We start from the raw sequence: 22945 nt of genomic DNA on the forward strand, positions 1-22945 counted from the left end.
GACAAATGAAATCACTCCTTAAAATATCTGGCTTAGTCACCTTTATTTTAACAGAGTATTTCATTTGTCCTTTTTTTTGCACTTTTCACAAAAAAGGTGTTGATGAAATTTACTTCATCAACACCATTTATTATAGAACCTTTGTTTGAGGAGCAACACTCCTGCAGCCGCTGTGCTGCAGGAGTGTTGCTCCTTTTCAGTTTTGTGCCTTTTTAGGTTTTGCGGTTCTGGATGCCAGCTCCGGTGAGAGGTGCATTGCCCGGAGAAAATCGTCCGCGCCGGTGACCAACTCCGGTGAGGGAATGTTGGCCGGAGCTGATGCATTTTCCGGCAGCCGAACGCCGGCGAAGCCGTGCTGATCGGAGGTAATCCGCTTTTTGGATTTCCTTCTCCGGCGAACGACCCCTTAACCGGAGAAAATCGTCAGCTCCGGTGAGAGATCCGCTGCCCGGAGAACAGCATCCGCGCCGGTGACCAACTCCGGCAAGGGAATGCTGGCCGGAGCTGATTCATTTTCCAGCAGCCGAACGCCGGCGAAGCCGTGCTGATCGGAGGTAATATTCTTTTTGGATCTCCTTCTCCGGCGAACCACCCCTTAACCGGGGGAAATCGTCAGCTCCGGTGAGAGATGCGTTGACCGGAGAACAGCGTGCGCGCCGGTGACCAACTCCGCCGAGCGAATGCTGGCCGGAGCTGATTCATTTTCCAGCAGCCGAACGCCGGCGAAGCCGTGCTGATCGGAGGTGATACGCTTTTTGGATCTCCTTCTCCGGCGAACCACCCCTTCATCGGAGCACAGAGTCAGCTCCGGTGAGAGGTGCGCTGCCCGGAGAACAGCATCCGCGCCGGTAATCAACTCCGGCGAGCGAATGTTGGCCGGAGCTGATGCATTTTCCGGCAGCCGAACGCCGGCGAAGCCGTGCTGATCGGAGGTAATATTCTTTTCGGATCTCCATCTCCGGCGAACGACCCCTTACCGGAGCACAGAGTCAGCTCCGGTGAGAGATGTGTTGACCGGAGAACAGCATCCGCGCCGGTGACCAACTCCGGCGAGCGAATGCTGGCCGGAGTTGATTCATCTTCCGGCAGCCGAACGCCGGCGAAGCCGTGCTGATCGGAGGTAATATTCTTTTCGGATCTCCATCTCCGGCGAACAACCCCTTAACCGGAGAAAATCGCCAGCTCCGGTGAGAGGTGCGCTGCCCGGAGAACAGCGTCTGCGCCGTCGACCAACTCCGGCAAGGGAATGCTGGCCGGAGCTGATTCATTTTCCAGCAGCCGAACGCCGGCGAAGCCGTGCTGATCGGAGGTAATATTCTTTTTGTATCTCCAGCTCCGGCGAACGACCCCTTAACCGGATCACAGAGTCCGTCCGCATCGGCGAGCAGCGCCGATGAAGGCCACAATCTGAAGGGATATCTGTAGCAATCGCAGCCGCTTTTGGCTATGATTAAGCTATAGAGTTTGGCGGGAGGAAAAAATAATGAACGTACTAGGGAAATACATCAAAAATCCAAAAATGCGCCAAATCATCGGCTTGTTTCAACAACATTGGGGCCGGATGGAGATCGGGCGGCAGTCGGCTGAGATGGCCTACTATGTGCTGCTGGCACTGCTTCCGACAATGTTGTTGCTGGGAAACGTCATTCCGTTGTTGCCGTTACCGCGGGAGCAGGTGCTGGCCTACGTGGAGATGGCCTTGCCGCTTGAAGTCAGTAACACGCTTACGCCGATACTTGAACAATACTTGAACAGCGGCAGCGGTGAGGTCGTTTCATTCGGGCTGGTGCTGTCGATCTGGACGGCTTCGAAAGCATTCAATGTCTTTCAGAATGTTCTGAATCAAGTGTACAACACGAAGATGCGCAAGAATTTCATCGTCCACAGGATTTTTTCGTTTGTGATCGCCTTTCTGTTGGTCGCCATGATTGCGCTGGTCGCCTTTCTGTTCATGTTCGGCCGATACATCCAGCATTTTTTTGAAGAATTTTTGTCCATCCAGTTGGACTTCATCACAGCCTTCGAAAATGTCCGGTGGATCGGTGCCTTCCTGATCATCGCCATCATTATGACGGTCATTTATTACGTGGTGCCGAATGTGCGCTGGTCATTCAAATTTTCGGTGCCTGGTGCGGCGTTCGCCACGATCGGCTTTCTGTTGATTTCGCAACTGTTCTCCTTTTACGTCGGAATCGCTGGCAGACAGGCCATCGGGAACGGTGCAATCGGGGTCGTGATCACGCTGATGTTGTGGCTGTATTTGATGGGGACAGTGTTGATACTGGGAGGCTTCCTCAACGTGATGCTGTACCATTATTTCCGGCCGTTGCCGATTGTCCTGAAGGAAGAGAGCCGCTATGCGATCCGTTATTCGAAGAACGCATTGGCGTTGACCGTCAACGAACAATCGCTGAAAAGGCGTCTGATCCGCAAAAAACTGCGCATCCAAGGGAACAAACAAGCAGACGTATGATTGAATCCTGAAAAACAGGGCAGAGAGGTTTAGTTTTTTTTTAAACCTCCTCGCCTTTTTTTTTGGGCGAAGTTTCTATATAATGAAAAGATAGTAAGCCTATTGTTTTAGAAAGAAAGGATTTAATCATGCGAAATCAACAAACTACGCAGAATGCGGATGTTTCGAAGATCGATTACGGCATTATCCTGTCCGTGTTCCTTCTGGCCATCATCAGCATCCTGACGATTTATTCAACCACTGTCCTGCAGACGGACGGAGGGATCGAAACGACCATCATGCAACTCGTCTGGTACGGCATCGGCATCATCGCCGCGGCCATCGTTATGCATTTTGATTCCGAACAACTCTGGAAAGTAGCGCCGATTGCATATGGAGCGGGTGTTCTGCTTCTGTTCCTGGTACTGATCTTCTACGACCGCAACACTTATGCGCTGCAAGGGGCGAAGAGTTGGTTCCGCTTCGGTGGCGTCACTTTCCAGCCTTCGGAGGTCGTGAAGGTCGCGCTCATCATCATGCTGGCACGCGTCATCACCGAGCACAATATGCATATCGATGACCGGACCGAAAAGACGGACATGAATCTGCTTCTGAAGATCGCCATGTGGTCGGCAGCGCCGCTTTTGCTGGTCATCCTGCAGAATGACCTCGGGACGACACTCGTGTTCCTGGCTATCATCATCGGCATGACGTTCCTTTCCGGTGTATCCTGGAAAATCCTGCTGCCCGTATTCGGGACGATCGGTGCCCTTGGATCGCTGCTCATCTACCTGGTTGTCTATAACCGCGATGTGCTCCTGAATTTCGGCTTCCAGAATTATCAATTCGCCCGGATCGATTCCTGGCTCGACCCGTTTGGGGACAGCACCGGGGATGCCTATCAACTGGCGCAAAGCATGAAAGCGATCGGATCAGGCAAACTGTTCGGCAAAGGCCTCGGTGTTTCCGAAGTCTACGTGCCGGTGCGCGTTTCCGATATGATCTTCTCAACGATCGGCGAGAATTTTGGCTTCATCGGCGGGTGTTTTCTCATTTTCATCTATTTCCTGCTGATCTATCAGATGATCCGCATCTGTTTCGATACGAAAAATGAATTTTATGCCTACATGGCGACGGGCGTCATCATGATGATCCTGTTCCACGTGTTGGAAAATATCGGCATGACGATCGGGCTGTTGCCGATCACCGGTATCCCGTTGCCGTTCATTTCGCAAGGGGGCTCGGCGCTCCTCGGCAATATGCTCGGGATCGGACTGGTCATGTCGATGCGGTACCATTACCGCAGCTACATGTTCTCGGAAGAGGACGAACATTTCGGAATCTGACCCTAAACCCTAACGCCAGGAGGCAAACGTATGATTACCATTTACCAACATCCCCAATGCTCGACCTGCAAAAAGACGCGCGCTTGGTTCGACGAAGAAGGCATCGCCTACGAATTGAAGGACATCCGCGAAGAGCGCCCGGACCGGGAAAGCATCCGCCAAGCGATCACATCAGGCAATCTGACGCTACGCCGCATGTTCAATACGAGCGGCAACTTGTACAAGGAAATGCAATTGAAGGACAAACTCGACAGCATGGAGCTGGATGAAGCGCTGGACCTGCTGGAATCGGACGGTATGTTGATCCGTCGGCCTTTCGTCACAGACGGCACGCAGATTACGGTCGGCCATGACGAAGAGAAATTAACCACTACCTGGAAATAAGCGAAGGAGGAAAACAACATGACTGAAAATACAGTGAAATACAGCGAGAACGGCTTCTGGATCAAGAAGGAAGCGGACAAGTACATCATCGGCCTATCCGAAAAAGGCCAGGATGACCTGGGCGAAGTCAGTTTCATCGATCTTCCTGAAACGGGCGCAATCAAAACGACCGATACCCTGATCGGCGTCGAAGCCGCCAAAGCAATGACTGATTTGACTTCACCTTTGGCCGGCACGATCACAGCCGTCAATGAAGCGCTGGAAAACAATCCGGAGAACCTGAACAGCACCGATGCAACAGTGAACTGGATCGTCGCTCTGACGGACGTCTCGGATGAAGCTTTCGAAGCTTTGCAGAACGAATCCGGACTTTAGAAGAATGTGAAAAGCTAAAAAGGCAAGCAGCCGGACGTCGAGTCCGAGTGCTTGCCTTTTTTGTTGTTTTGATTTTTCTCCGGCGAAGGCCGGGTTGGCCGGAGGAGCCGGCGTCGTATGGCTCTGTCCTCCGGGGAGAGGATCTTGGCCGGAGGAGAGCTTGATTATCCTATGTTTTCCTCCGGCGAGGGTTCCCTCACCGGAGAACAGCTGACATATTCGTCCGCAATTCCGGCCGACGCCCCCTAACCGGAGCAGGCGACCCCCATCCAGTCAAAACACACTCAGTGCGCTGACCGCGCCACCAGATCCTCAAAGAACAGGCGCATGTTTTTCGCTTCCGGTATCATCGTCTCCGGGTGCCATTGGATGGCGAGAATGCTTTGTTCCGGATCCGTTGCTTCGACGGCTTCAACAAGACCGTCCGGGCTGTAGCCTACCGGCTGCAAACCTTTGGCGACGACCTTCAATGCTTGGTGGTGGAAGGAATTTACCGAAAGCTTTTCGCCGACCAGTTCGTGGAGGTGGCTGCCTTCTATCGCAACGACGGAGTGGGTGGCATAGGCGAAACTTGTTTTTTGATTATGCTGGATGCGCATTTCCGGATATTCATGGGCAAGGTCCTGGTACAGGCTGCCGCCCATCTGGACGTTCAAAATCTGCAAGCCGCGGCAGACCGCCAAAATCGGCTTCTTCTGTTTCAGGGCTTCCTCTACAAGCGCCATTTCGAAGTCATCGCGCAAAGGGAAGGTCGCGCCGATATGCAGGCTCGGTTCTTCGCCGTAAAAGTTCGGGGAAACATCCTGTCCGCCCGTCAACAACAGCCCGTCGATTTTGGCGATATAGTCCGCTGCCGTTTTGGGCGCACCGATCGGAATGATCAGCGGATTGCCTCCTGCGGCCTGGACTCCTTTCACGAATCCGATGGGAGTATAGGCGACGGAAATCCCTGAGAAAGCAGGGACCGCCTCCAGTAATTGGTTGCCGGTGATGCCGATCAATGGTCTCATATATGTTGTCTTCCTTTCGCTTTTGGCTGATTTTTACCATTTTACATCATAATTGAGAATATGGGAAAGAATCGTTCTTATAAGTGGACAAAACTGGCCGATAGTTTATAATGATTATAAATTGAAAAAAATTATCGTTGATGAATGGGGTTTTCATAATGATTCCATTGCGAAAGGTTTTCAATTGGGTTAAAATAGTCGTAGTGTTAATTATGAAGGTTCGATTAAAATATATAGATTGTGAGGAGTTAATTTATGTCTACTTTAGAAATAATAGATCTGCATGTCTCCATTGAGGATAAACAAATTTTGAAGGGTGTCAACCTGGTGATGAACACCGGTGAAATCCATGCCATCATGGGGCCGAACGGAACGGGTAAATCGACTTTGTCACAAGCAATCATGGGTCATCCGAGCTACACAATCACACAAGGCCAAGTTCTTTTGGACGGCCAAGATGTGACGGAAATGGAAGTCGACGAACGCGCACGCGCAGGCCTGTTCTTGGCGATGCAATATCCGAGCGAAATCGCCGGCATCACAAACGCTGAATTCATGCGCGCAGCCATCAACGCCCGCCGCCCGGAAGACGACAAAATTTCGGTCATGAACTTCATCAAGAAATTGGACGAAAAAATGGAAATCCTCAACATGCCGGAAGAAATGGCTGAACGCTATTTGAACGAAGGCTTTTCAGGCGGAGAAAAGAAACGCAACGAAATCCTGCAGTTGATGATGATCGAACCGAAATTCGCCATCCTTGACGAAATCGACTCCGGTCTGGATATCGATGCTCTGAAAGTCGTTTCCAAAGGCGTGAACCTGATGGCCGGTCCTGACTTCGGCGTCCTGATCATCACCCATTACCAACGTCTCTTGAATTATGTACACCCTACATTCGTCCATGTCATGATGGACGGCCGCATCGTGAAATCCGGCGACGCCAGCTTGGCGAAACGTCTGGAAGCGGAAGGCTACCGCGGCATCCGCGACGAATTAGGTCTAGATATCCATTTGGATGAAGAATAGGAGGACGTCACATGCTGAACGAAGAAAAAACGTCCTTGTTGGATGCGGTTCGCCTGTTTTCCATTGAAAAGGAAGAGCCGGAATGGATGCGCACGAAACGATTGGAATGGCTGGAAAAATACGAAGAGCAGGCTTTCCCATTGATGGAACGCATCAGCTACCACCGTTGGCCGCTCCTTGACACAACCATCTCTGCCGGTGCATACGGCGAGGAATTGGTGAACAGCCAAGGTCTCCAATACGACTTGGGCGACACACCGAAAATCGTGCAATACGGAAATGTGACGCTGATGGAGCAATTGCCACAGCATTTGATCGATCAAGGCGTCATTTTTACCGACTTATATACAGCCGCTCAGGATTATGCTGAATTGGTCCAAGAATACTACATGACGACAGCCGTGAAGCCGGAAGAAGACCGTTTCACCGCTTTCCACACAGCCTTCATGAACAGCGGCGTCTTCCTTTACGTGCCGAAGAACGTCGTCATCGAAGAACCGTTGGAAGCTCTGTTCATCCAGAATTCCCACGTGAAGGAAAGCTTTGTCAAACACGTGCTTTTGGTCGCTGACGTGAACAGCTCCGTCAAATACGTGGAGCGCTACGAAACCGAAGGCAACGAAAAGAACAGCGCCAACATCATCGTTGAAGTCATCACGAAAACGGGCGCGCAAGTCAAATTTTCTGCAGTCGACACCATGGGCGAAAACACATCCGTTTACATCAACCGCCGCGGCCATCTCTTGAAGGATTCTTCCATCGAGTGGGCAATCGGCGTCATGAACGACGGCAATGTCATCTCTGATTTCGACTCCGATCTGATCGGCGACGGTTCCCACAGTGAAATCAAAGTCGTGGCCGTTTCCACAGGCAGACAAGTGCAGGGCATCGATACCCGCGTCACGAACTACGGCAAACATTCGATCGGCCATATCCTGCAGCACGGGGTCATCATGGACCGTTCGACGTTGACCTTCAACGGCATCGGCCACATCATCAAAGGCGCGAAGGGCGCTGATGCGCAGCAAGAAAGCCGCGTCCTGATGCTGTCCGATAACGCCAGAGGGGATGCGAACCCGATCCTGTTGATCGACGAGAACGACGTTACAGCCGGCCATGCCGCCAGCGTCGGACGCGTCGACCCTGAAGAAATGTTCTATCTCCTTTCCCGCGGTATCCCTAAGGCGGAAGCCGAACGTCTGGTCATCCGCGGATTCCTGGGTACGGTCATCGCGGCCATCCCGGTCAAAGAAATCCGTGACGGTTTGGTGGAGATGATCGAAAGGAAGTTGATGAAGCTTTGATCGATGCTAAAAAAATCAAACAAGACTTCCCGATCCTTTTCCAGACAGTGAACGATGAGCCGCTGATCTATCTGGACAACGCGGCCACTTCACAAAAACCGAAACAGGTGCTGGAAGCCATCCAACACTATTATGCGTTCGACAACGCCAATATCCACCGCGGCGTCCACACTCTGGCGGAACGCGCGACTTCAGCCTATGAAGCCGCCCGCGAAAAATTGCGCCGCTTCATCAATGCCGCTTCGACGAAGGAAGTTCTCTTCACCCGCGGCACGACGACCGGCCTGAACTGGGTCGCAGTCGGCTTCGGCGATCTGATCGTCGAAGAGGGCGACGAAATCTACATCACGCCGATGGAGCACCACTCCAATGTGGTTCCTTGGCAACAGTTGGCGAAACGCAAGAAGGCCAAATTGGTCTACTTGCCGTTGACTGCAGACGGCTTCGTCGATGTCGAAAAATCGGCCGAAGTCATCACTGCAAAAGGCAAAATCCTCTCGGTCTGCCATTCCTCGAACGTGTTGGGAATCACCAACCCGATCAAGGAACTTGCCGCATTGATCCACCAACACAACGGCTACATCGTCGTGGACGGCGCCCAATCGACGCCGCACATGAAAGTCGATGTGCAGGCACTGGATGCCGACTTCTATGCTTTCAGCGGCCACAAGATGCTCGGGCCTACCGGTTCCGGCGTTCTTTACGGCAAGGAAGCTTTGCTTGAGAAAATGGAGCCAGTCGAATTCGGCGGCGAAATGATCGATTTCGTCTATGACCAGGAAAGCACTTGGAGTGTCCTGCCTTGGAAATTCGAAGCGGGCACACCGAACATCGCCGGCGGAATCGGCCTTGGCGCTGCCGTCGACTATCTGGAAGCGATCGGCATGGATGCCATCGAAGCCTACGAGAAGGAAATGGTGCGTTATGTGCTGCCGAAACTGCAGGCGATTGAAGGCATCACTGTCTACGGTCCTGCCGATCCGGAAAAGCATACGGGCGTCATCACTTTCAACCTGGAAGGGGTCCATCCGCATGACTTGGCTACGGCTTTCGACATGGAAGGCATCGCTGTCCGCGCCGGCCACCATTGCGCCCAGCCGTTGATGCGTTATTTGGATGTATCTTCGACAGCCAGAGCGAGTTTCTATTTCTACAACACATTCGAAGAGGCCGATCAATTCATCGCCTCCTTGTATAAAATAAAGGAGTTTTTCAAAGATGGCTTTATCTAAACTAGAAAACCTATACCGCCATGTCATTCTTGACCACTCCAGTCACCCGCACAATTACGGCACCTTGGAAAACGCCGATGAACAGATCGAGCTGAACAACCCGACCTGCGGCGACGTCATCACGCTGCAATTGGCGATGGACGGCGACACAATCACGGCCGCCAAATTCTCCGGCCACGGCTGCAGCATCAGCACAGCCAGCGCCAGCATGATGACGGACGTGGTCATCGGCAAAACGAAGGCAGAAGCATTGGCCTTGGCGGAAGAATTTTTCCTGCTGGTCCAGGACAAAATCGAGCCGAATGAGCAACATCTCGGCGAAGCGATCGTCTTGAACGGCGTCGCAAAATTCCCGGCCCGCATCAAATGCGCCACTTTGGCTTGGAAGGCTTTGGAAAGAGCGATTCTCCAAGACAAAAAAGAAAAAGGGGAAGAACAAGCGGAATCCCCGCATGAAGGAGAGATCTTATGAGCGAAGTACCAGTAGTTGACGATTATAAATTTGGCTTTCATGACGACGCAAAAATCATCTATTCCACCGGTAAAGGACTGACGGAAGAAATCGTCAGAGAAGTATCCGCATCAAAGGATGAACCGCAATGGATGTTGGATTTCCGTCTGAAATCATTGGAAGCATACAGAAAAGCAGGGTTGCCGAAATGGGGACCGGATCTATCCACTCTCAAATTCGACGAAATCACCTATTTCCAGAAGGCCACTGATAAAGTAGCCCGGACCTGGGAAGATGTGCCTGACGAAATCAAGGAAACCTTCGAAAAGATCGGGATTCCTGAAGCCGAACGCGCATACCTGGCCGGCGTAACGGTCCAGTACGAGTCGGAAGCCGTCTACCACAACATGAAGGAAGAGTTCGAAAAACTGGGCATCATCTTCACCGATACGGATACAGCCCTGAAGGAATATCCGGAAATCTTCAAGGAGCACTTCGCCACTGTTGTACCGCCGACGGACAACTTCGAAGCAGCCTTGAATTCGGCCGTTTGGTCCGGTGGCACGTTCATCTATGTGCCTAAAGGCGTCAAATGTGATGTGCCATTACAGACTTACTTCCGTATCAACAACGAAGGCTCCGGCCAGTTCGAACGCACGCTGATCGTCGTCGACGAAGGCGCCAGCGTCCACTACGTTGAAGGCTGTACCGCACCGACTTATTCGGCCGACAGCCTGCATGCCGCAGTCGTTGAGATCGTCGTGAAGAAGGATGCTTACTGCCGCTACACGACCATCCAAAACTGGTCAGCAAATGTCTACAACTTGGTTACGAAACGTGCCGTAGCCCTGGAAAATGCAACAATGGAATGGATCGACGGCAACTTGGGTGCCAAAGTGACCATGAAATACCCGAGTGTTTTCCTGAATGGCCGAGGCGCCAAAGGAACGATGCTTTCCGTAGCTTTCGCCGGCAAAGGCCAACTGCAGGATACCGGCGCAAAAATGATCCACAACGCACCGTACACGTCCAGCTCGATCGTCTCCAAGTCGATCGCCAAAGACGGCGGAGCAGTAAACTACCGCGGACAAGTGAAGTTCGGCAAGAAATCGGAAGGATCGATCTCGCATATCGAATGCGATACGATCATCATGGACGACATCTCCACTTCCGACACAATCCCGTTCAACGAAATCCACAACGGCAGAGTCTCCCTGGAGCACGAAGCCAAAGTTTCCAAAATCTCCGAAGAGCAACTGTACTACCTGATGAGCCGCGGCCTCAGCGAATCCCAAGCGACCGAAATGATCGTCATGGGCTTTGTTGAGCCATTCACCAAAGAACTTCCGATGGAGTATGCAGTCGAGTTGAACAGACTGATTGCGTATGAAATGGAAGGATCAGTGGGATAATAAATAGATTTTAGTCAAGAATGTTGATTTATCAGCGCTCTTGGCTTTTTTATGTTCTAAAATTAGGATGTAATAGAAAATGTATAAAATATGGGGAAGAGCTTTCAAAACCAACGTTTTCCGTTGAGTTTGATGAACCACGTACTTTGGTTAGACAGATACCGACTTACAAAACATAAACTATTGGAGGAGCTTTACAGACACAGATGTCATTGATGATTTGAATTCTATGGTTATCACAGAAATCAAAGTTAACTGACAAATTTTATATTGACGCTAAAATTGATAGATATATATATTTTCAATCCATCTTATTTAAACTAGAATCGAATATTGGATTGTGCTAAGGTAAAAAAAGAGGTACGAATCTAATTCAATAATAGGAGTGATAGTTAGTTGAAATATTTCAATGACGAGAAGAATATATTAGAAAAATTTAGAAGTGTACCTATTAGCGAGTGTTATTGTTCTAGTGAACCTGAAAAGAAAATTTTTTCTTTAATTCACAATGAAAAGAATTGGAGCAACTGGAAAGATAGTTCTGGAAAAGCTGATTTGCCACCAGATTACTTTAGCGGAGAGTTTGGGTTGATGATGGATGTTATGAGGATAGATGATCATGGTTTTAAAAATAAGAAAGGTAAAATTGTAAATCCAACTTACGCTAGAGAAAGCCAACTAGAGGATGAGTTGAAGAATTCTGAAATCTTGCACAAGGTTCCACATGTTTTTGTTATTCCAGACACAGGGCTGCCTACTATAGAAGACCATAATTATATTTATTATCAGAAAAATTTTAAGAATATTATCAGTAATCATATCAATAAAATAAAGAGTTATAGGCAAAATCACCCTGAATTTAAGGTTATATTTTTTGTTATGGATGAGTCATCCGCATACTTTCAAAGTGTAGTTTTTCCCTCGGAAGGGCAACTTTCCTTGGGGGATATCTTGAAGGGAAGACCACATTTACATTGGATGGATGATATGTTCCTAGAAGTTATAAGAGGAAGTGAGATTGACTATTTAATATGGTTCACACCTTTTAAACATTTAATATCAGATAATCTTAAAGTAGCTTTACCTGAGGTTTGTGTCTTAGATATCAAAGAATTAGAAAAAAATCCAATAAAATACGATGCTGAAAATATGATAAGCGCTGAAATATAAAAATAAATGAATTGATGATAATTAAAATATTGAAATTAATAGCTTTTCGTACAACTCTTTCTTTTCCGAATGTCTTTATTGAAATTATATGGAAGGCAGCGTAGTTAATACAAATAAAAAGCAGCAAACGTTGAATGTATGACGTTTGCTGTTTTTTTTGCGTGGTGGCCGAGTTGGCTGGGGTTCCGGAGAATAGCGACTTGACCTTAAATAGGACCGCACCTCCGGCCAAGACCCTCTCGTCGGAGGTCAGCAATGAAATGTATTTTCACCTCCGACGAGGATCGCTCCACCGGAGGAGGTGACCAAAGAAGGATCTGATCTCCGGCGAGGACCCGGCAACCGGAGAAAAGCAAAACTCCGAGCCCGCTCCTCCGGTTGCCCACGACGGAAGCAATCCGCCCCGCTTTCCCCCACAAAATAATCTAACCATGGTAACGCTTCATTTTTTACTTTCATAATCAAAAGCGCGATATTTACGAATTAAAGTATCAAGAAGCCACTACATATTGTGGAAGGACGGGGCAGTGAGGTATTCTATTGGAAATTCAGAAAGGAATGAATTGAACGAAATGTGAGAGGAGGGAATAAAATGTCAAGTTTCTTTAGTTGGGATATAGTATGGGAATTTTTTCCAAAAATTCTCAGTGCGTTGCCCGTGACCTTGTTGATTGTAGGCATTGCGACTCTTGTAGGCTTGGTGTTAGGAAGTTTTATTGCGTTCATACGAGTGGAAAAAATACCGATATTGAATCAAATAGCCGCAGTATTTGTTTCCTTTATTCGCGGAACGCCGATTCTTGTCCAGTTATACATCGTTTATTACGGTGTACCCAGCCTCTTACAGGCGATCCAAATTGATGTGTCATCATGGGACAAAATTATTTTCATCTACATTACGTACGGATTGAATACCGCAGCGTTTCAATCGGAAACCATTCGGGCCGCAATCTTGAGTGTACCGATCACGCAGAAAGAAGCCAGCATCGCTTGTGGACTGACGAAGTCGCAAATGTACCTGCGTGTTATTCTTCCGCAAGTTGTACTCGTGGCATTACCGTCGTTTGGTACCACCACCGTCGCTTTGCTGCAGGATACCTCACTGGCGTTTACGATCGGCATAGTGGATGTGGTTGGGAAAGCGCGTGCCATTGGTGCTGTGACCTTCCACACGCTGGAAGGCTACGTAGGCGCGGCAGTGCTGTTCATTACCTTGAGCATTATTCTTGAACGAATCTTTGACGTGTTGGAAAAACGGATGAATTTCACAGAAGCAAAAAAATCATCGTTCCAACTGCCAAAAATATTACTCATTAAAAATAAAAATGTTCAAATTAAAGAGGTTCAAAAAATCGAGATAAATTGAAGGAGGAATTATTTATGAAAAAGTCAACAGTGGGATTTGGAGCAAGTTTATTGTTATCAGGGGTACTATTGGCTGGGTGCGGCAGCGGGTCTGCTGAAACCGAGAGTGCTGCAGATAGCGGCGCGACAGAAATCAAAGTCGGTACTGGGAATGCAGCTCTGCCGTATGCTTATTTGGATGAAAATGGCGAATATGATGGTTATGATGTCGCTGTAGTGAAAGCCATTGATGAAAAACTGACGGATTACACGTTCACTTTTGAAGGAGCGGACTTCCCTACAACCTTGTCTAACCTGGAGAGCGATAAGGTTCAGATGGCAGCCTTTGAACTTGAAGTAAATGCAGAGCGCCAAGAAAAATTTGTATACGGGGATGTCGGCTACGTGGTATGGGATACGTACATTGTATCGGATCCGGATGCAGGAACCGTTTATGAGTCCTATGACGATCTTGCCGGCAAAAAAGTCTACGCCACAACAGCAACGAACCAGGCAGCAATGGCTGAAACTTATTTAGAAGAAAATCCCGGTGCTTTTGAATTGGTTTACGGCGAATACAACAACGAACAGATCGTTCAAGCGATCACGTCCGGAGCAGTGGATGCATCTTTGGCACCAAAATATCAAGTCGACAACTGGAACCGTTCCTTTGATGAAAACTTAGCAATCGGCAGTGAGCCAGTCCATAATTCGGATGCCTACCTGCTGTTCAACAAAAAGACTGATCAAGCCTTCATCGATGCCGTGAATACAGCGTTAGAGGAATTAAAAGCGGATGGAACCATTAAAGAGCTTTCCGAAGAATATTTAGATGGTGATTACGTGCCAGAATAAGAAAGGATGAGGGCCATGAGTTTCAAATTTGAGGTGATGATCCAATCATTGCAAGTAGCAAGCCAATACATTGGCACAACATTATTCATGGCCGTAACAGCGATAGTCATCGGCGTTATTTTAGGCTTAGGCATAGCGTTGATCCGGCTTTATCGCATCAAAGGACTGAGCCAGTTTTTTCAAGTGGTCGTCACTTTGTTGAAAGGCATTCCGATGGTGCTGATCATTCTCGCTCTGTACTTGGTTGCTTCCAAACAGTTTGACATTTGGTCGGAATCCATGAATTGGTCGCTTCGCTTCCGGGATTTCGACATGGTATGGATCGCCATTTCCGCATTGACGCTATTGGCTACGATCAACAGCAGCGAGATTTTTCGCGGGGCATTTGCAGCTGTCAAAAAAGGCCAGTTCGATGCAGCCAAATCGATGGGCATGACCAACCTTCAGACGATTCGCCGGGTTCTGTTGCCGCAAGCCATTCCTATCTCTTTGCCGATGTTCAGTAATTTATTGATCGGCTTGGTTAAGGCGTCTTCCTTAGCCTCGATGGTCAGTGTCGTCGATGTCTTTGCAGCTGCGAAGATAACAGCTCAGCAAAACTACCGGTTCCTCGAAGCCTATGTGGCGGTTGCGGTCATCTATTGGGGAATCAGCCTGGTGATCGAAAAGGGTGCGCAACTCCTGGAAGAGCGCATGACCCGTAAATTGAGGAGGGCGATTTTATGATGGAAGTACGCAATATCCACAAGCGCTTCGGCAAGCAAGAAGTCCTCAAAGGCATCGATATGGATGTCGCCAAAGGAGAAGTGGTCACCCTTCTGGGGCCAAGCGGTTCCGGCAAAACAACCTTTCTCCGCTGTCTGAACTTTTTGGAACGGGCGGATGAAGGCAGCATTCTCCTGGGAGAGACCGAAACGATCGTGAATACAGCCAATCCAAAAGAGATTTTGGCGCACCAACGCCAGACTGCGATGGTCTTCCAGAATTATGCGTTGTTCCACAACAAGACAGCGCGCGAAAATATTGTGATGCCGCTACTGCTGACGAAAAAAAAGACAAAGCAGGAAGCGTATGAAGTAGCGGATGCTTTGTTGGAACAAGTGGGCTTGTCCGACCGCAAAGATTTTTATCCCAGCCAACTGTCAGGCGGCCAGCAGCAACGCATCGGCATTGCGCGGGCGCTGGCGTTGGATCCCAAAGTGATCTTGTTCGATGAACCGACTTCGGCTTTGGATCCGGAACTGGTTGGGCAAACGCTGACGCTCCTGCGGGACATCGCCGAAACAGGCGCAACCATGGTGTTGGTGACGCATGAGATGAAATTCGCTTATGAAGTGTCGGACAAAATCGTCTTTATGGAAAACGGCCTGGTGGTGGAACAAGGATCACCCAAGGAAGTGTTCGAGCAAACAAAAGAAGAGCGGACCAAAGCATTTTTGGCCCGTTTCACAACTCAAATGGCTAGATAGAGGAGGAAATCAGATGGCATATCGTTTCGCAAATCGTATCAAGGGGTTGAAAACATCTCCTTTACGGGAAAATGCAAGTAAAAACATGGAACTCAAAGATGTGATCTCATTTGCTTACGGCTTTCCGCCGGTTGAAGCCTTTCCAATGGAGACCCTCCAAAAAATTTCGCAAAAATTATACACGGAAGTCGATCCGGAAACGTTTTTGCAATACGGTGCTTCCGAAGGCTATCCCTTGCTGCGCAAGCTGGTCAAAGAAAGGCTGGCGGCAACCGCCAATCTTCACAATGAGGAACAGGTACTGATAACATCGGGTTCCACCCAAGCTATGGATATTGCCGTGAAAGTCTTTTGTGATGAGGGCGACGTCGTGCTGTGCGAAGAACAAACCTTCTCAGGCGCGGTGAATGCGATCAAAGGCTACGGAGCAATTCCCGTACCGATTCCGATGAATGTCGCAGAAGAATCCGTCGATGTGGAAGCACTTGAAGAACTGTTGCGATTTGACCAACGCATCAAGTTTATCTATCTCATTCCCACCTTTCAAAATCCATTGGGGACATCGATTCCTCTGGAAAAACGCCAAGCGATTTACAGCTTGGCCCAAAAATATGATGTGCTGATTTTCGAAGATGATCCTTATGGAGATCTCCTGTACTACGGGGAACCGATCATGAAGCTGAAGGAGATGGATACGGACGGGCGTGTCATGTATGCGGGTTCGTTCTCCAAAATTTTGGCACCTAGCGCGCGGTTAGGCTTCATTATGGCGCCGGATGAAATCATGGAAAAACTGGCTTTAGCCAAGCAGGTTTCTGACTCCCACACCAATTTTTATTGGCAAGTGATGCTGGCGGAATTCATGCAGAATCATCAATTTGAAGAACATGTCTCGGCGTTGAAACTGTATTATAAAGAAAAGTTCGAAACAATGGTTGCAGGCCTTGAAGCATTGCCTGAAGACAAAATTCAGTTCATCAAACCGACTGGCGGCTATTTTATCTGCTGCAAGATGGCGGATGAATTGGATCCGGAAATATTCTATACGGCATTGGATGAAGCCAAGGTCGCCGTTATCCCTGGAAATGTGATGAGCGTGGCGCAAGAAGGGTATGAAAGTTATTTCCGTTTGAATTTCACAAAACCTACACTTTCGGAAATCGTGGACGGGGTAAAAGTAATCGGTGAAGCTTTGAAACAAGCGACACCTGCATCATACAAACAAGTGATTTAGGGAGGGATCTGGAAAGATGAGATTGATATATTATGGGGTCAGCGAAGACGAAGAAAAATTCATCAAGCGCTGGAGTTTCAGCAACAAAATACCCGTGACCATCATTAACGAAGGCATATCCAGCGAAAATGTCCATTTCGCCGGCCCCCATGATGGGATTTGCCTGTATCCGAGTCCGGAAATGCGCCAAAGCGAGCTGCTTTACCGCAAGTTGCGGGAACAAGGGATTCATCAATTGTCGGTCAAATCAACCGGTGTGGATGGGATCAACTTCGAATGGGCCCAAAAATATGGCTTGACAGTGACGAATGTTCCTTCCTACAGTCCCACTTCGGTCGGTCATTTTGCAATCATGTCGATTTTGATGGTACTGCGGAATATTCCGACCGTCCTGCAGACAAAATCATCCCGAAAAACAACAATCGGCAGAGAATTGCAGGATGTGACGGTCGGAATCTTGGGAACAGGCCGGATCGGCTCTGTCGTCGCAGAAGGGATCCATGCTTTGGGCGGACGCGTGATCGCCTCAAGCTCACAAGAAAATCCGCGTCTGAAAGGGAAAGTCAGCTATGTTTCTTTTGAAGAACTGTTGAAGGAATCGGATGTTTTGTCCATCCACATTCCCTTATCCGAAAAGTCCTCGCATCTTTTTTCTGAAGAAACATTTGCAAAAATGAAATCCGGCAGTTGTCTTGTGAATACAGCGCGCGGGAAAATTGTCGATACCGAAGCGCTGATCCAGGCTCTGGCAACCGGAAAACTGGCTGGTGCAGCATTGGATGCGTTGGAAGATGAGGAAAAATATTTTTCCGTCGGTTGGGAAAAGAACCCATACTATTCCCGTTTGATGTCCTTCGAGAATGTGATGATCACACCGCATATTGCCTACCATACAGAATTGGCTGTGCAAGAAATTGTTGAGACCTCTTTGACCAATGCGCGGGATATCATAATCGCAGGAAATTGCCGGAATACGATTTCACTTTGAGAACCCAAAAGAAGGAGAAGATGACGATGATCCAGGCGCAAATAATCGGACTGAAAAAAAGTTTCGGTAAGAACGAAATATTGAAAAACGTAGGTTTGACCATCAATAAAGGCGAAGTTGTCTGCATCATCGGACCAAGTGGCTCTGGCAAAACCACCTTCTTACGTTGTTTGAATCTCTTGGAACAGCCGGATGCAGGCATGTATGAACTCGGCGACCTCCGCTATGATCTCAGTCGTATCGGTACGCATCAGAGCCGGGAAATTGCCCGAAAAACAGCGATGGTGTTTCAATCCTATGAATTATTCAGCCATATGACGGTTTTGCAAAATGTGATGGAAGGCTTGGTTACACCTCGGAAAGTCCCCAAAAAACTGGCAGAAGAAGTTGCCAAATCCGTCTTGCAAAAAGTTGGCATGGCGGACAAAGCAGGGATGTATCCTATCCAACTATCGGGAGGACAACAGCAACGGGTCGGCATTGCCCGGGCGATGGCGTTATCACCGGAGCTCCTTTTGTTCGATGAGCCCACATCGGCGCTTGATCCGGAACTTGTCGGGGATGTGTTGAATGTGATGAGGCAATTGGCCGACAGTGGTCAAACGATGATCATCGTTACCCATGAGATGCAATTTGCCCAAGAGGTGGCGGATAAAGTTGTTTTTATGGCGGATGGGGTTGTCGTTGAATCCGGAACACCTTCAGAAGTCTTTGATGATCCTAAAGAAGAGCGGACAAAACAATTCTTAATGCAAGTTCGTTTCAAAACAGCAGTCTGAGAGGGATGACACGTGGAATATACGGAAGTAAAAAGCAAGCTTTGGACCAAAGATTTCCTCTTGGTTAACAGCATCACCTTTTTGGCAATGACGGCAATCACGACCCAAATGGGAACGTTGCCTCTCTATGTGACTGCACTGGGTGGGTCAAAAGCGGTTGCCGGAAGTATCGTAGGCATTTTAGGCATCTCGGCTTTATTTTTCCGCTTGCCGATCGGAATATTGTTGGACCGATACGGTCGCAGATTGCTGCTCACGATTGGTTTAGGGATTCTTTTCCTTGATTTCGCCTTATTGAATGTGCTACAAACGCTCTTGATGCTGTTTTGTTTACGTTTGATCCAAGGAATAGGCAACAGCATCCAAGCAACAAGTGCTGCGACGATGGCGGCGGATTTGATCCCAAAGGAACAGTTATCCGTCGGCTTAGGCTATTTCAGCATCGCCCAAGCAGTCCCAGGCGCAATCGGGCCTCTGCTGGGGTTGGCGGTGGTGGAAACATACGGATTTGAGGCGTTGTTTCGAGTGGCGCTTTTGTTGACGAGCGTCGCGTTTGTTTTAAGCTTTTTTTTAAGTGCGGAATCGCCAAGAACGCTTTTTTTCGGAGAAAAGCCAAAGACGAAGGGCGGAGCGACGAAAGCGTTGTCCGTCATGAAGAATAGAGGCGTCACGTTCCCTAGCCTGATCATGTTTTTGATCTGTTTTGCGAATTCCGGTGTGATCGCATTTATTGCGCAGTTTGCTATCGAAAAGAAAATAAACGGAGCAGGCTACTACTTCACCGTTATGACGGTTGTCACGGTTCTGATTCGTTTTCTCTTCCCATATATGATGAATCGCGTCAATCAAACGTTTTTGATTTGCGGCAGTATATTGAGTATCAGTGCAGCGTTTGGCATACTTGCTTATGCCGATGATCTTGTCCAGCTTCTTTTAGCGGCTGTCCTATATGGAATTGGTTTTGCCAGTTTGCTGCCGGTCATGAACACAATTGTTTTGCAGAGTATTTCCGATCATGAACGCGGACGCGCGATAGCGATTTTCTCGGCTGCTCTGGATGTAGCCTACGGTGGTGGCGCAATGCTTTGGGGCGTAATCGCCAGTTTGTATGGGTTTCAAGTCATGTACCTGTTTTGCGGAGGATTTGGACTAGCAGCTCTATTTACTTACCTTCTGTTTAATGGCAAGAAAAAGCAAATGTCATAAAGAATGACACATCTTGTGAGCCCAACCTTGCAACTCTTATCATTTCTTACTAAAATTAAGAAAATGATGAGAACGGAGGGGCCTTTATGGATGTATTAGATCGGAAAATTTTAAATATTATGCAAAAAAATAGTCGAATCACTGTCAAACAGATTGCTGAAGAGTGTTTCATTTCGTCTCCTTCTGTATCCGTGCGTTTGCAGAATTTGGAAGGTATGGGATACATTCGTACGTATCAAGCTGTTCTTGACCATCAGAAATTGGGCTTTTTGATCAAGGCCTATGTGAATTGTGCAGTCAATGCAAAAGATAAGCAAGATTTTTACCGTTACGTCGAAGAAATCCCCAATGTCGTGGAATGCGACTGCATTACCGGGGATTTCTCGATGTTGTTGAAGGTCTACTTTACCAACACGATCGAACTTGATGAATTTATTACTGACCTGCAGCGCTTTGGCGATACCAAGACGCATATCGTCTTTTCAACAAATGTCGGTCCACGCGGCCTGCAAATCCAAATAAACGAATAAGCAAAGACGCCGAGAGCCAGTTTCGGCGTTCTTGCTTATTATTCGCGTTTTTCTCGCTCTTCTCCGGTGAACGGAGGCTTCGCCGGAGTTGAGCCAACATTCATGATGCGATCTCCGATAAGCGCGGCTTCGTCGGAGCTGCGGCTGATCATTACCGGTGATCTCCGGTGGGCGGTCGTCTCGCCGGAGCTGACGCTCGTGTCAGTCGCTATCTTCCCGTCAGCAAGCACACAATAAGGATGTGCGATTCTGTTTACTTATTTGAAATCGAGGGGTCATCTGATACAATTATACCAACAGGGATTAAACCGAAACAGAGGGGGCGCCGGAGTGCTGGAAAATAAACTGGGTATCACCAGTCAAGTTGAGTTGGCTAAGGCGGAAGAGCGAGTCAGTAAAGCGAATGCGAAACGACTATTCGATTCAGGTGATATTGAAAAATTGGAAATCGGTACATTTAAAGGCTTGGCTGATATCCACAGATATTTGTTTGAAGCTATTTATGATTTTGCGGGCAAGACCCGGACTGTGAATGTCTCGAAGGGGAATTCCAGATTTGCACCTGTCATGTACTTGGAAGTTTCACTAAATCAAATTGATAAAATGCCACAATCCACAATCGAGGAAATTGTTGCAAAATATGTAGAGATGAACATTGCCCATCCTTTCCGTGAAGGAAATGGACGCAGCACACGCATTTGGTTGGATCTGATTCTGAAGAAAGAACTGAAGAAAGTGGTGGACTGGAACCTGATCGACAAAGATGCTTATCAGTCAGCCATGGAACGCAGTCCTGTCAACGATCTGGAAATCAGATATCTGATAAGCAATGCTTTGACCGCATCGATTGATGATCGGGAAGTATACATGAAGGGCATTGATGTCAGTTATTATTATGAGGGATACACAGAATATACGACTGAGGATCTTTAATGTTGATAAAAAGCCGCAAACGTCACTAATTTGACATTTGCGGCTTTTTTGTTGCGTTTCAGGCCAGCCCCAAGACGGGGTTCGGCGAGTAAAGAGATTCAATCGGTCCGGATCTCCGGGGAACGACCCGTTAGCCGGAGATCAGCACCAAAGACCGAATCTCAACTCCGATAAAGCCCGTGTCACCGGAGATGAGCGGGAAAAATGGAGACTGTCCTCCGGCGGGGAGCGCTTCGCCGGAGAACAGGACACCAAATACAGCAACACCTTCTGCGGCCACTTGATATCGACCAAACCGCCGGTCAGCGCAACAGCGGAAGCGAGCACGCTGCTATTTATTCTGCGGCAACCGCATCTCATACTGTGTGCGGTATGTCACCGGGGTCTGGTTATACCAATATTTGAATATCTTATGGAAATGGCTGTAGCTTTGGTAACCTACTTCGGCAGCAATATTTTGGATGGATAGGTCGGTATTTTGCAGCAGCAGGCCGGCGTTTTCCATCTTTTTTTCGGTGATGATTTTGGTGATCTGTTTGCCGGTGTGTTTTTTGATGTAACGCGACAGGTAGCTTTCGCTGTAGTTGAAGCGTTCGGCGACATCGGCCAGGGATGTCGTCTGGTAATTGGCTTCAATGTAGCTCAACAGTGCCAGGACTTTGTCGTCAATTCCGTAATAGCTGTATTCATTGAACTCGAGCAATTCGGCGAACAGCTGCAAAACCTCGCTGGCCAGCAAAAAGGGCTTGGCGGCGCTCTCTCGGGCGTAGGTCGTCAAGATGACCTGTAGCAGTCCGGCCAAATTGCGTTTGTGGTTGTTCGGGAAATAGAGATAGTCGAGATTATCATTTTCCCGCAAAAACGTGCCGATGAAATTATCGGAGTTGAAAAGATTCCGGAAAGTGCCATGCTGCATCTCGTCGGCCTTGATGCAGATGTTGAAGATGATCGCGTCGGGATCGACGACTTTGAGCGAGTGGGCGCTGGCCAGGTTCATGATGCAGATGTCGCCGCTGCTCATGTAGAATGATTTGGAGCCCATGCAATTTTCGATGACGCCGTTCAGGATGCAGATGATTTCGTAAAAATTGTGGCTGTGGTGCGGTGTTTCCTGCGACATCCGGTGGCCGATCAGGAAAATATCCTGCTGCTCGGCGGCCTCGATGCCCTTCAGCTGTTTGTCGGTCGTGATTTTGTTGTCGGCCCACACCCCCTCGAAATCGACCGATGGCATGAAATCATCCATCAGAATTTTATCGTAATGTTGAAAAAGTACGTTGTTCAATCAAAAAACCTCCTTAGGACAAAAAAACGCATGATGAGGACAAGAGATGCTATTGATACCGCATACATAGCGGTGTTAAAGTTGTGCATGTAAAGGTTATCACCGACCGATGCGATATTTTGACTCGATGATAACAGTTTTTGAAGCCGACTACAAG

At 48.4% G+C, this 22945-nt stretch carries 22 protein-coding genes; 20 read left to right on the top strand and 2 right to left on the bottom strand.

Annotation, left to right across the window (positions count from 1 at the left end; translation table 11 throughout):
• Window positions 1-1483: 1483 nt before the first annotated feature.
• The 4 genes from C8U37_RS09160 to C8U37_RS09175 all read left to right on the top strand — a co-directional run bounded on the left by C8U37_RS09160 (window position 1484) and on the right by C8U37_RS09175 (window position 4557).
• Complete coding sequence (locus tag C8U37_RS09160) at window positions 1484-2473, top strand: YihY/virulence factor BrkB family protein (RefSeq protein WP_108032943.1); 990 nt, start codon at window positions 1484-1486, stop codon at window positions 2471-2473.
• Between the two features lie 128 nt (window positions 2474-2601).
• Window positions 2602-3798, top strand: a complete 1197-nt coding sequence (locus C8U37_RS09165; protein ID WP_108032944.1) for an FtsW/RodA/SpoVE family cell cycle protein — start codon at window positions 2602-2604, stop codon at window positions 3796-3798.
• A 30-nt stretch (window positions 3799-3828) separates the two neighbouring features.
• A complete protein-coding gene (locus C8U37_RS09170) occupies window positions 3829-4182 on the top strand; it encodes an arsenate reductase family protein (RefSeq protein WP_108032945.1) in 354 nt (117 codons plus the stop codon).
• Between the two features lie 18 nt (window positions 4183-4200).
• Window positions 4201-4557, top strand: coding sequence for a glycine cleavage system H family protein (locus tag C8U37_RS09175; protein ID WP_108032946.1), 357 nt, complete (start codon window positions 4201-4203; stop codon window positions 4555-4557).
• Between the two features lie 284 nt (window positions 4558-4841).
• Here the strand turns inward: C8U37_RS09175 and C8U37_RS09180 are convergent, their stop codons facing one another.
• Entirely contained in the window at window positions 4842-5567 is a 726-nt protein-coding gene (locus C8U37_RS09180) for a gamma-glutamyl-gamma-aminobutyrate hydrolase family protein (protein ID WP_108032947.1), read from the bottom strand.
• Window positions 5568-5822: 255 nt separating this feature from the next.
• Here C8U37_RS09180 and sufC point away from each other — a divergent pair, with 255 nt between their 5' ends.
• From sufC to fic, 16 genes are all read left to right on the top strand, one after another.
• Window positions 5823-6596 carry a Fe-S cluster assembly ATPase SufC gene (sufC, locus tag C8U37_RS09185; protein ID WP_086629058.1) on the top strand — a complete coding sequence of 258 codons (774 nt, stop codon included), beginning with the start codon at window positions 5823-5825 and terminating at the stop codon, window positions 6594-6596.
• Between the two features lie 11 nt (window positions 6597-6607).
• On the top strand, window positions 6608-7900 hold the full coding sequence (gene sufD / locus C8U37_RS09190) for a Fe-S cluster assembly protein SufD (RefSeq protein ID WP_108032948.1): 1293 nt from the start codon (window positions 6608-6610) through the stop codon (window positions 7898-7900).
• The gene (locus C8U37_RS09195) at window positions 7897-9132 is read left to right on the top strand and encodes a cysteine desulfurase (protein WP_108032949.1); all 1236 of its coding nucleotides are present in this window, start codon (window positions 7897-7899) and stop codon (window positions 9130-9132) included. Before sufD ends, C8U37_RS09195 begins: the two co-directional genes overlap by 4 nt.
• Window positions 9119-9604 (top strand): Fe-S cluster assembly sulfur transfer protein SufU, encoded by a 486-nt coding sequence (gene sufU / locus C8U37_RS09200; RefSeq protein ID WP_108032950.1) that lies wholly within the window; start codon window positions 9119-9121, stop codon window positions 9602-9604. The genes C8U37_RS09195 and sufU overlap by 14 nt, the downstream gene beginning before the upstream one ends.
• Window positions 9601-10995, top strand: coding sequence for a Fe-S cluster assembly protein SufB (gene sufB / locus C8U37_RS09205; protein WP_108032951.1), 1395 nt, complete (start codon window positions 9601-9603; stop codon window positions 10993-10995). The genes sufU and sufB overlap by 4 nt, the downstream gene beginning before the upstream one ends.
• Before the next feature lie 396 nt (window positions 10996-11391).
• Window positions 11392-12165 carry a hypothetical protein gene (locus tag C8U37_RS09210; RefSeq protein WP_108032952.1) on the top strand — a complete coding sequence of 258 codons (774 nt, stop codon included), beginning with the start codon at window positions 11392-11394 and terminating at the stop codon, window positions 12163-12165.
• Window positions 12166-12757: 592 nt separating this feature from the next.
• On the top strand, window positions 12758-13531 hold the full coding sequence (locus C8U37_RS09215; protein ID WP_108032953.1) for an amino acid ABC transporter permease: 774 nt from the start codon (window positions 12758-12760) through the stop codon (window positions 13529-13531).
• Between the two features lie 14 nt (window positions 13532-13545).
• Window positions 13546-14364, top strand: coding sequence for a transporter substrate-binding domain-containing protein (locus tag C8U37_RS09220; protein ID WP_108032954.1), 819 nt, complete (start codon window positions 13546-13548; stop codon window positions 14362-14364).
• Between the two features lie 15 nt (window positions 14365-14379).
• Complete coding sequence (locus C8U37_RS09225) at window positions 14380-15090, top strand: amino acid ABC transporter permease (RefSeq protein ID WP_108032955.1); 711 nt, start codon at window positions 14380-14382, stop codon at window positions 15088-15090.
• Window positions 15087-15833, top strand: coding sequence for an amino acid ABC transporter ATP-binding protein (locus tag C8U37_RS09230; protein WP_108032956.1), 747 nt, complete (start codon window positions 15087-15089; stop codon window positions 15831-15833). Before C8U37_RS09225 ends, C8U37_RS09230 begins: the two co-directional genes overlap by 4 nt.
• A gap of 13 nt (window positions 15834-15846) precedes the next feature.
• On the top strand, window positions 15847-17067 hold the full coding sequence (locus C8U37_RS09235; RefSeq protein ID WP_108032957.1) for an aminotransferase-like domain-containing protein: 1221 nt from the start codon (window positions 15847-15849) through the stop codon (window positions 17065-17067).
• A gap of 16 nt (window positions 17068-17083) precedes the next feature.
• Window positions 17084-18055 carry an NAD(P)-dependent oxidoreductase gene (locus C8U37_RS09240; protein ID WP_108032958.1) on the top strand — a complete coding sequence of 324 codons (972 nt, stop codon included), beginning with the start codon at window positions 17084-17086 and terminating at the stop codon, window positions 18053-18055.
• A 26-nt stretch (window positions 18056-18081) separates the two neighbouring features.
• Complete coding sequence (locus tag C8U37_RS09245; protein WP_108032959.1) at window positions 18082-18834, top strand: amino acid ABC transporter ATP-binding protein; 753 nt, start codon at window positions 18082-18084, stop codon at window positions 18832-18834.
• Window positions 18835-18846: 12 nt separating this feature from the next.
• Entirely contained in the window at window positions 18847-20040 is a 1194-nt protein-coding gene (locus tag C8U37_RS09250) for an MFS transporter (protein WP_108032960.1), read from the top strand.
• An 86-nt stretch (window positions 20041-20126) separates the two neighbouring features.
• On the top strand, window positions 20127-20570 hold the full coding sequence (locus C8U37_RS09255; RefSeq protein WP_108032961.1) for an Lrp/AsnC family transcriptional regulator: 444 nt from the start codon (window positions 20127-20129) through the stop codon (window positions 20568-20570).
• Window positions 20571-20900: 330 nt separating this feature from the next.
• Window positions 20901-21503: a protein adenylyltransferase Fic gene (gene fic, locus C8U37_RS09260; protein ID WP_108032962.1), complete on the top strand. Its 603-nt coding sequence runs from the start codon at window positions 20901-20903 to the stop codon at window positions 21501-21503.
• A 331-nt stretch (window positions 21504-21834) separates the two neighbouring features.
• Here fic and C8U37_RS09265 read toward each other — a convergent pair whose 3' ends face one another.
• On the bottom strand, window positions 21835-22788 hold the full coding sequence (locus C8U37_RS09265) for an AraC family transcriptional regulator (protein WP_108032963.1): 954 nt from the start codon (window positions 22786-22788) through the stop codon (window positions 21835-21837).
• Window positions 22789-22945: the final 157 nt, after the last annotated feature.

The sequence above is a fragment of the Trichococcus patagoniensis genome (assembly GCF_003051085.1).
Lineage (GTDB): Bacteria > Bacillota > Bacilli > Lactobacillales > Aerococcaceae > Trichococcus > Trichococcus patagoniensis.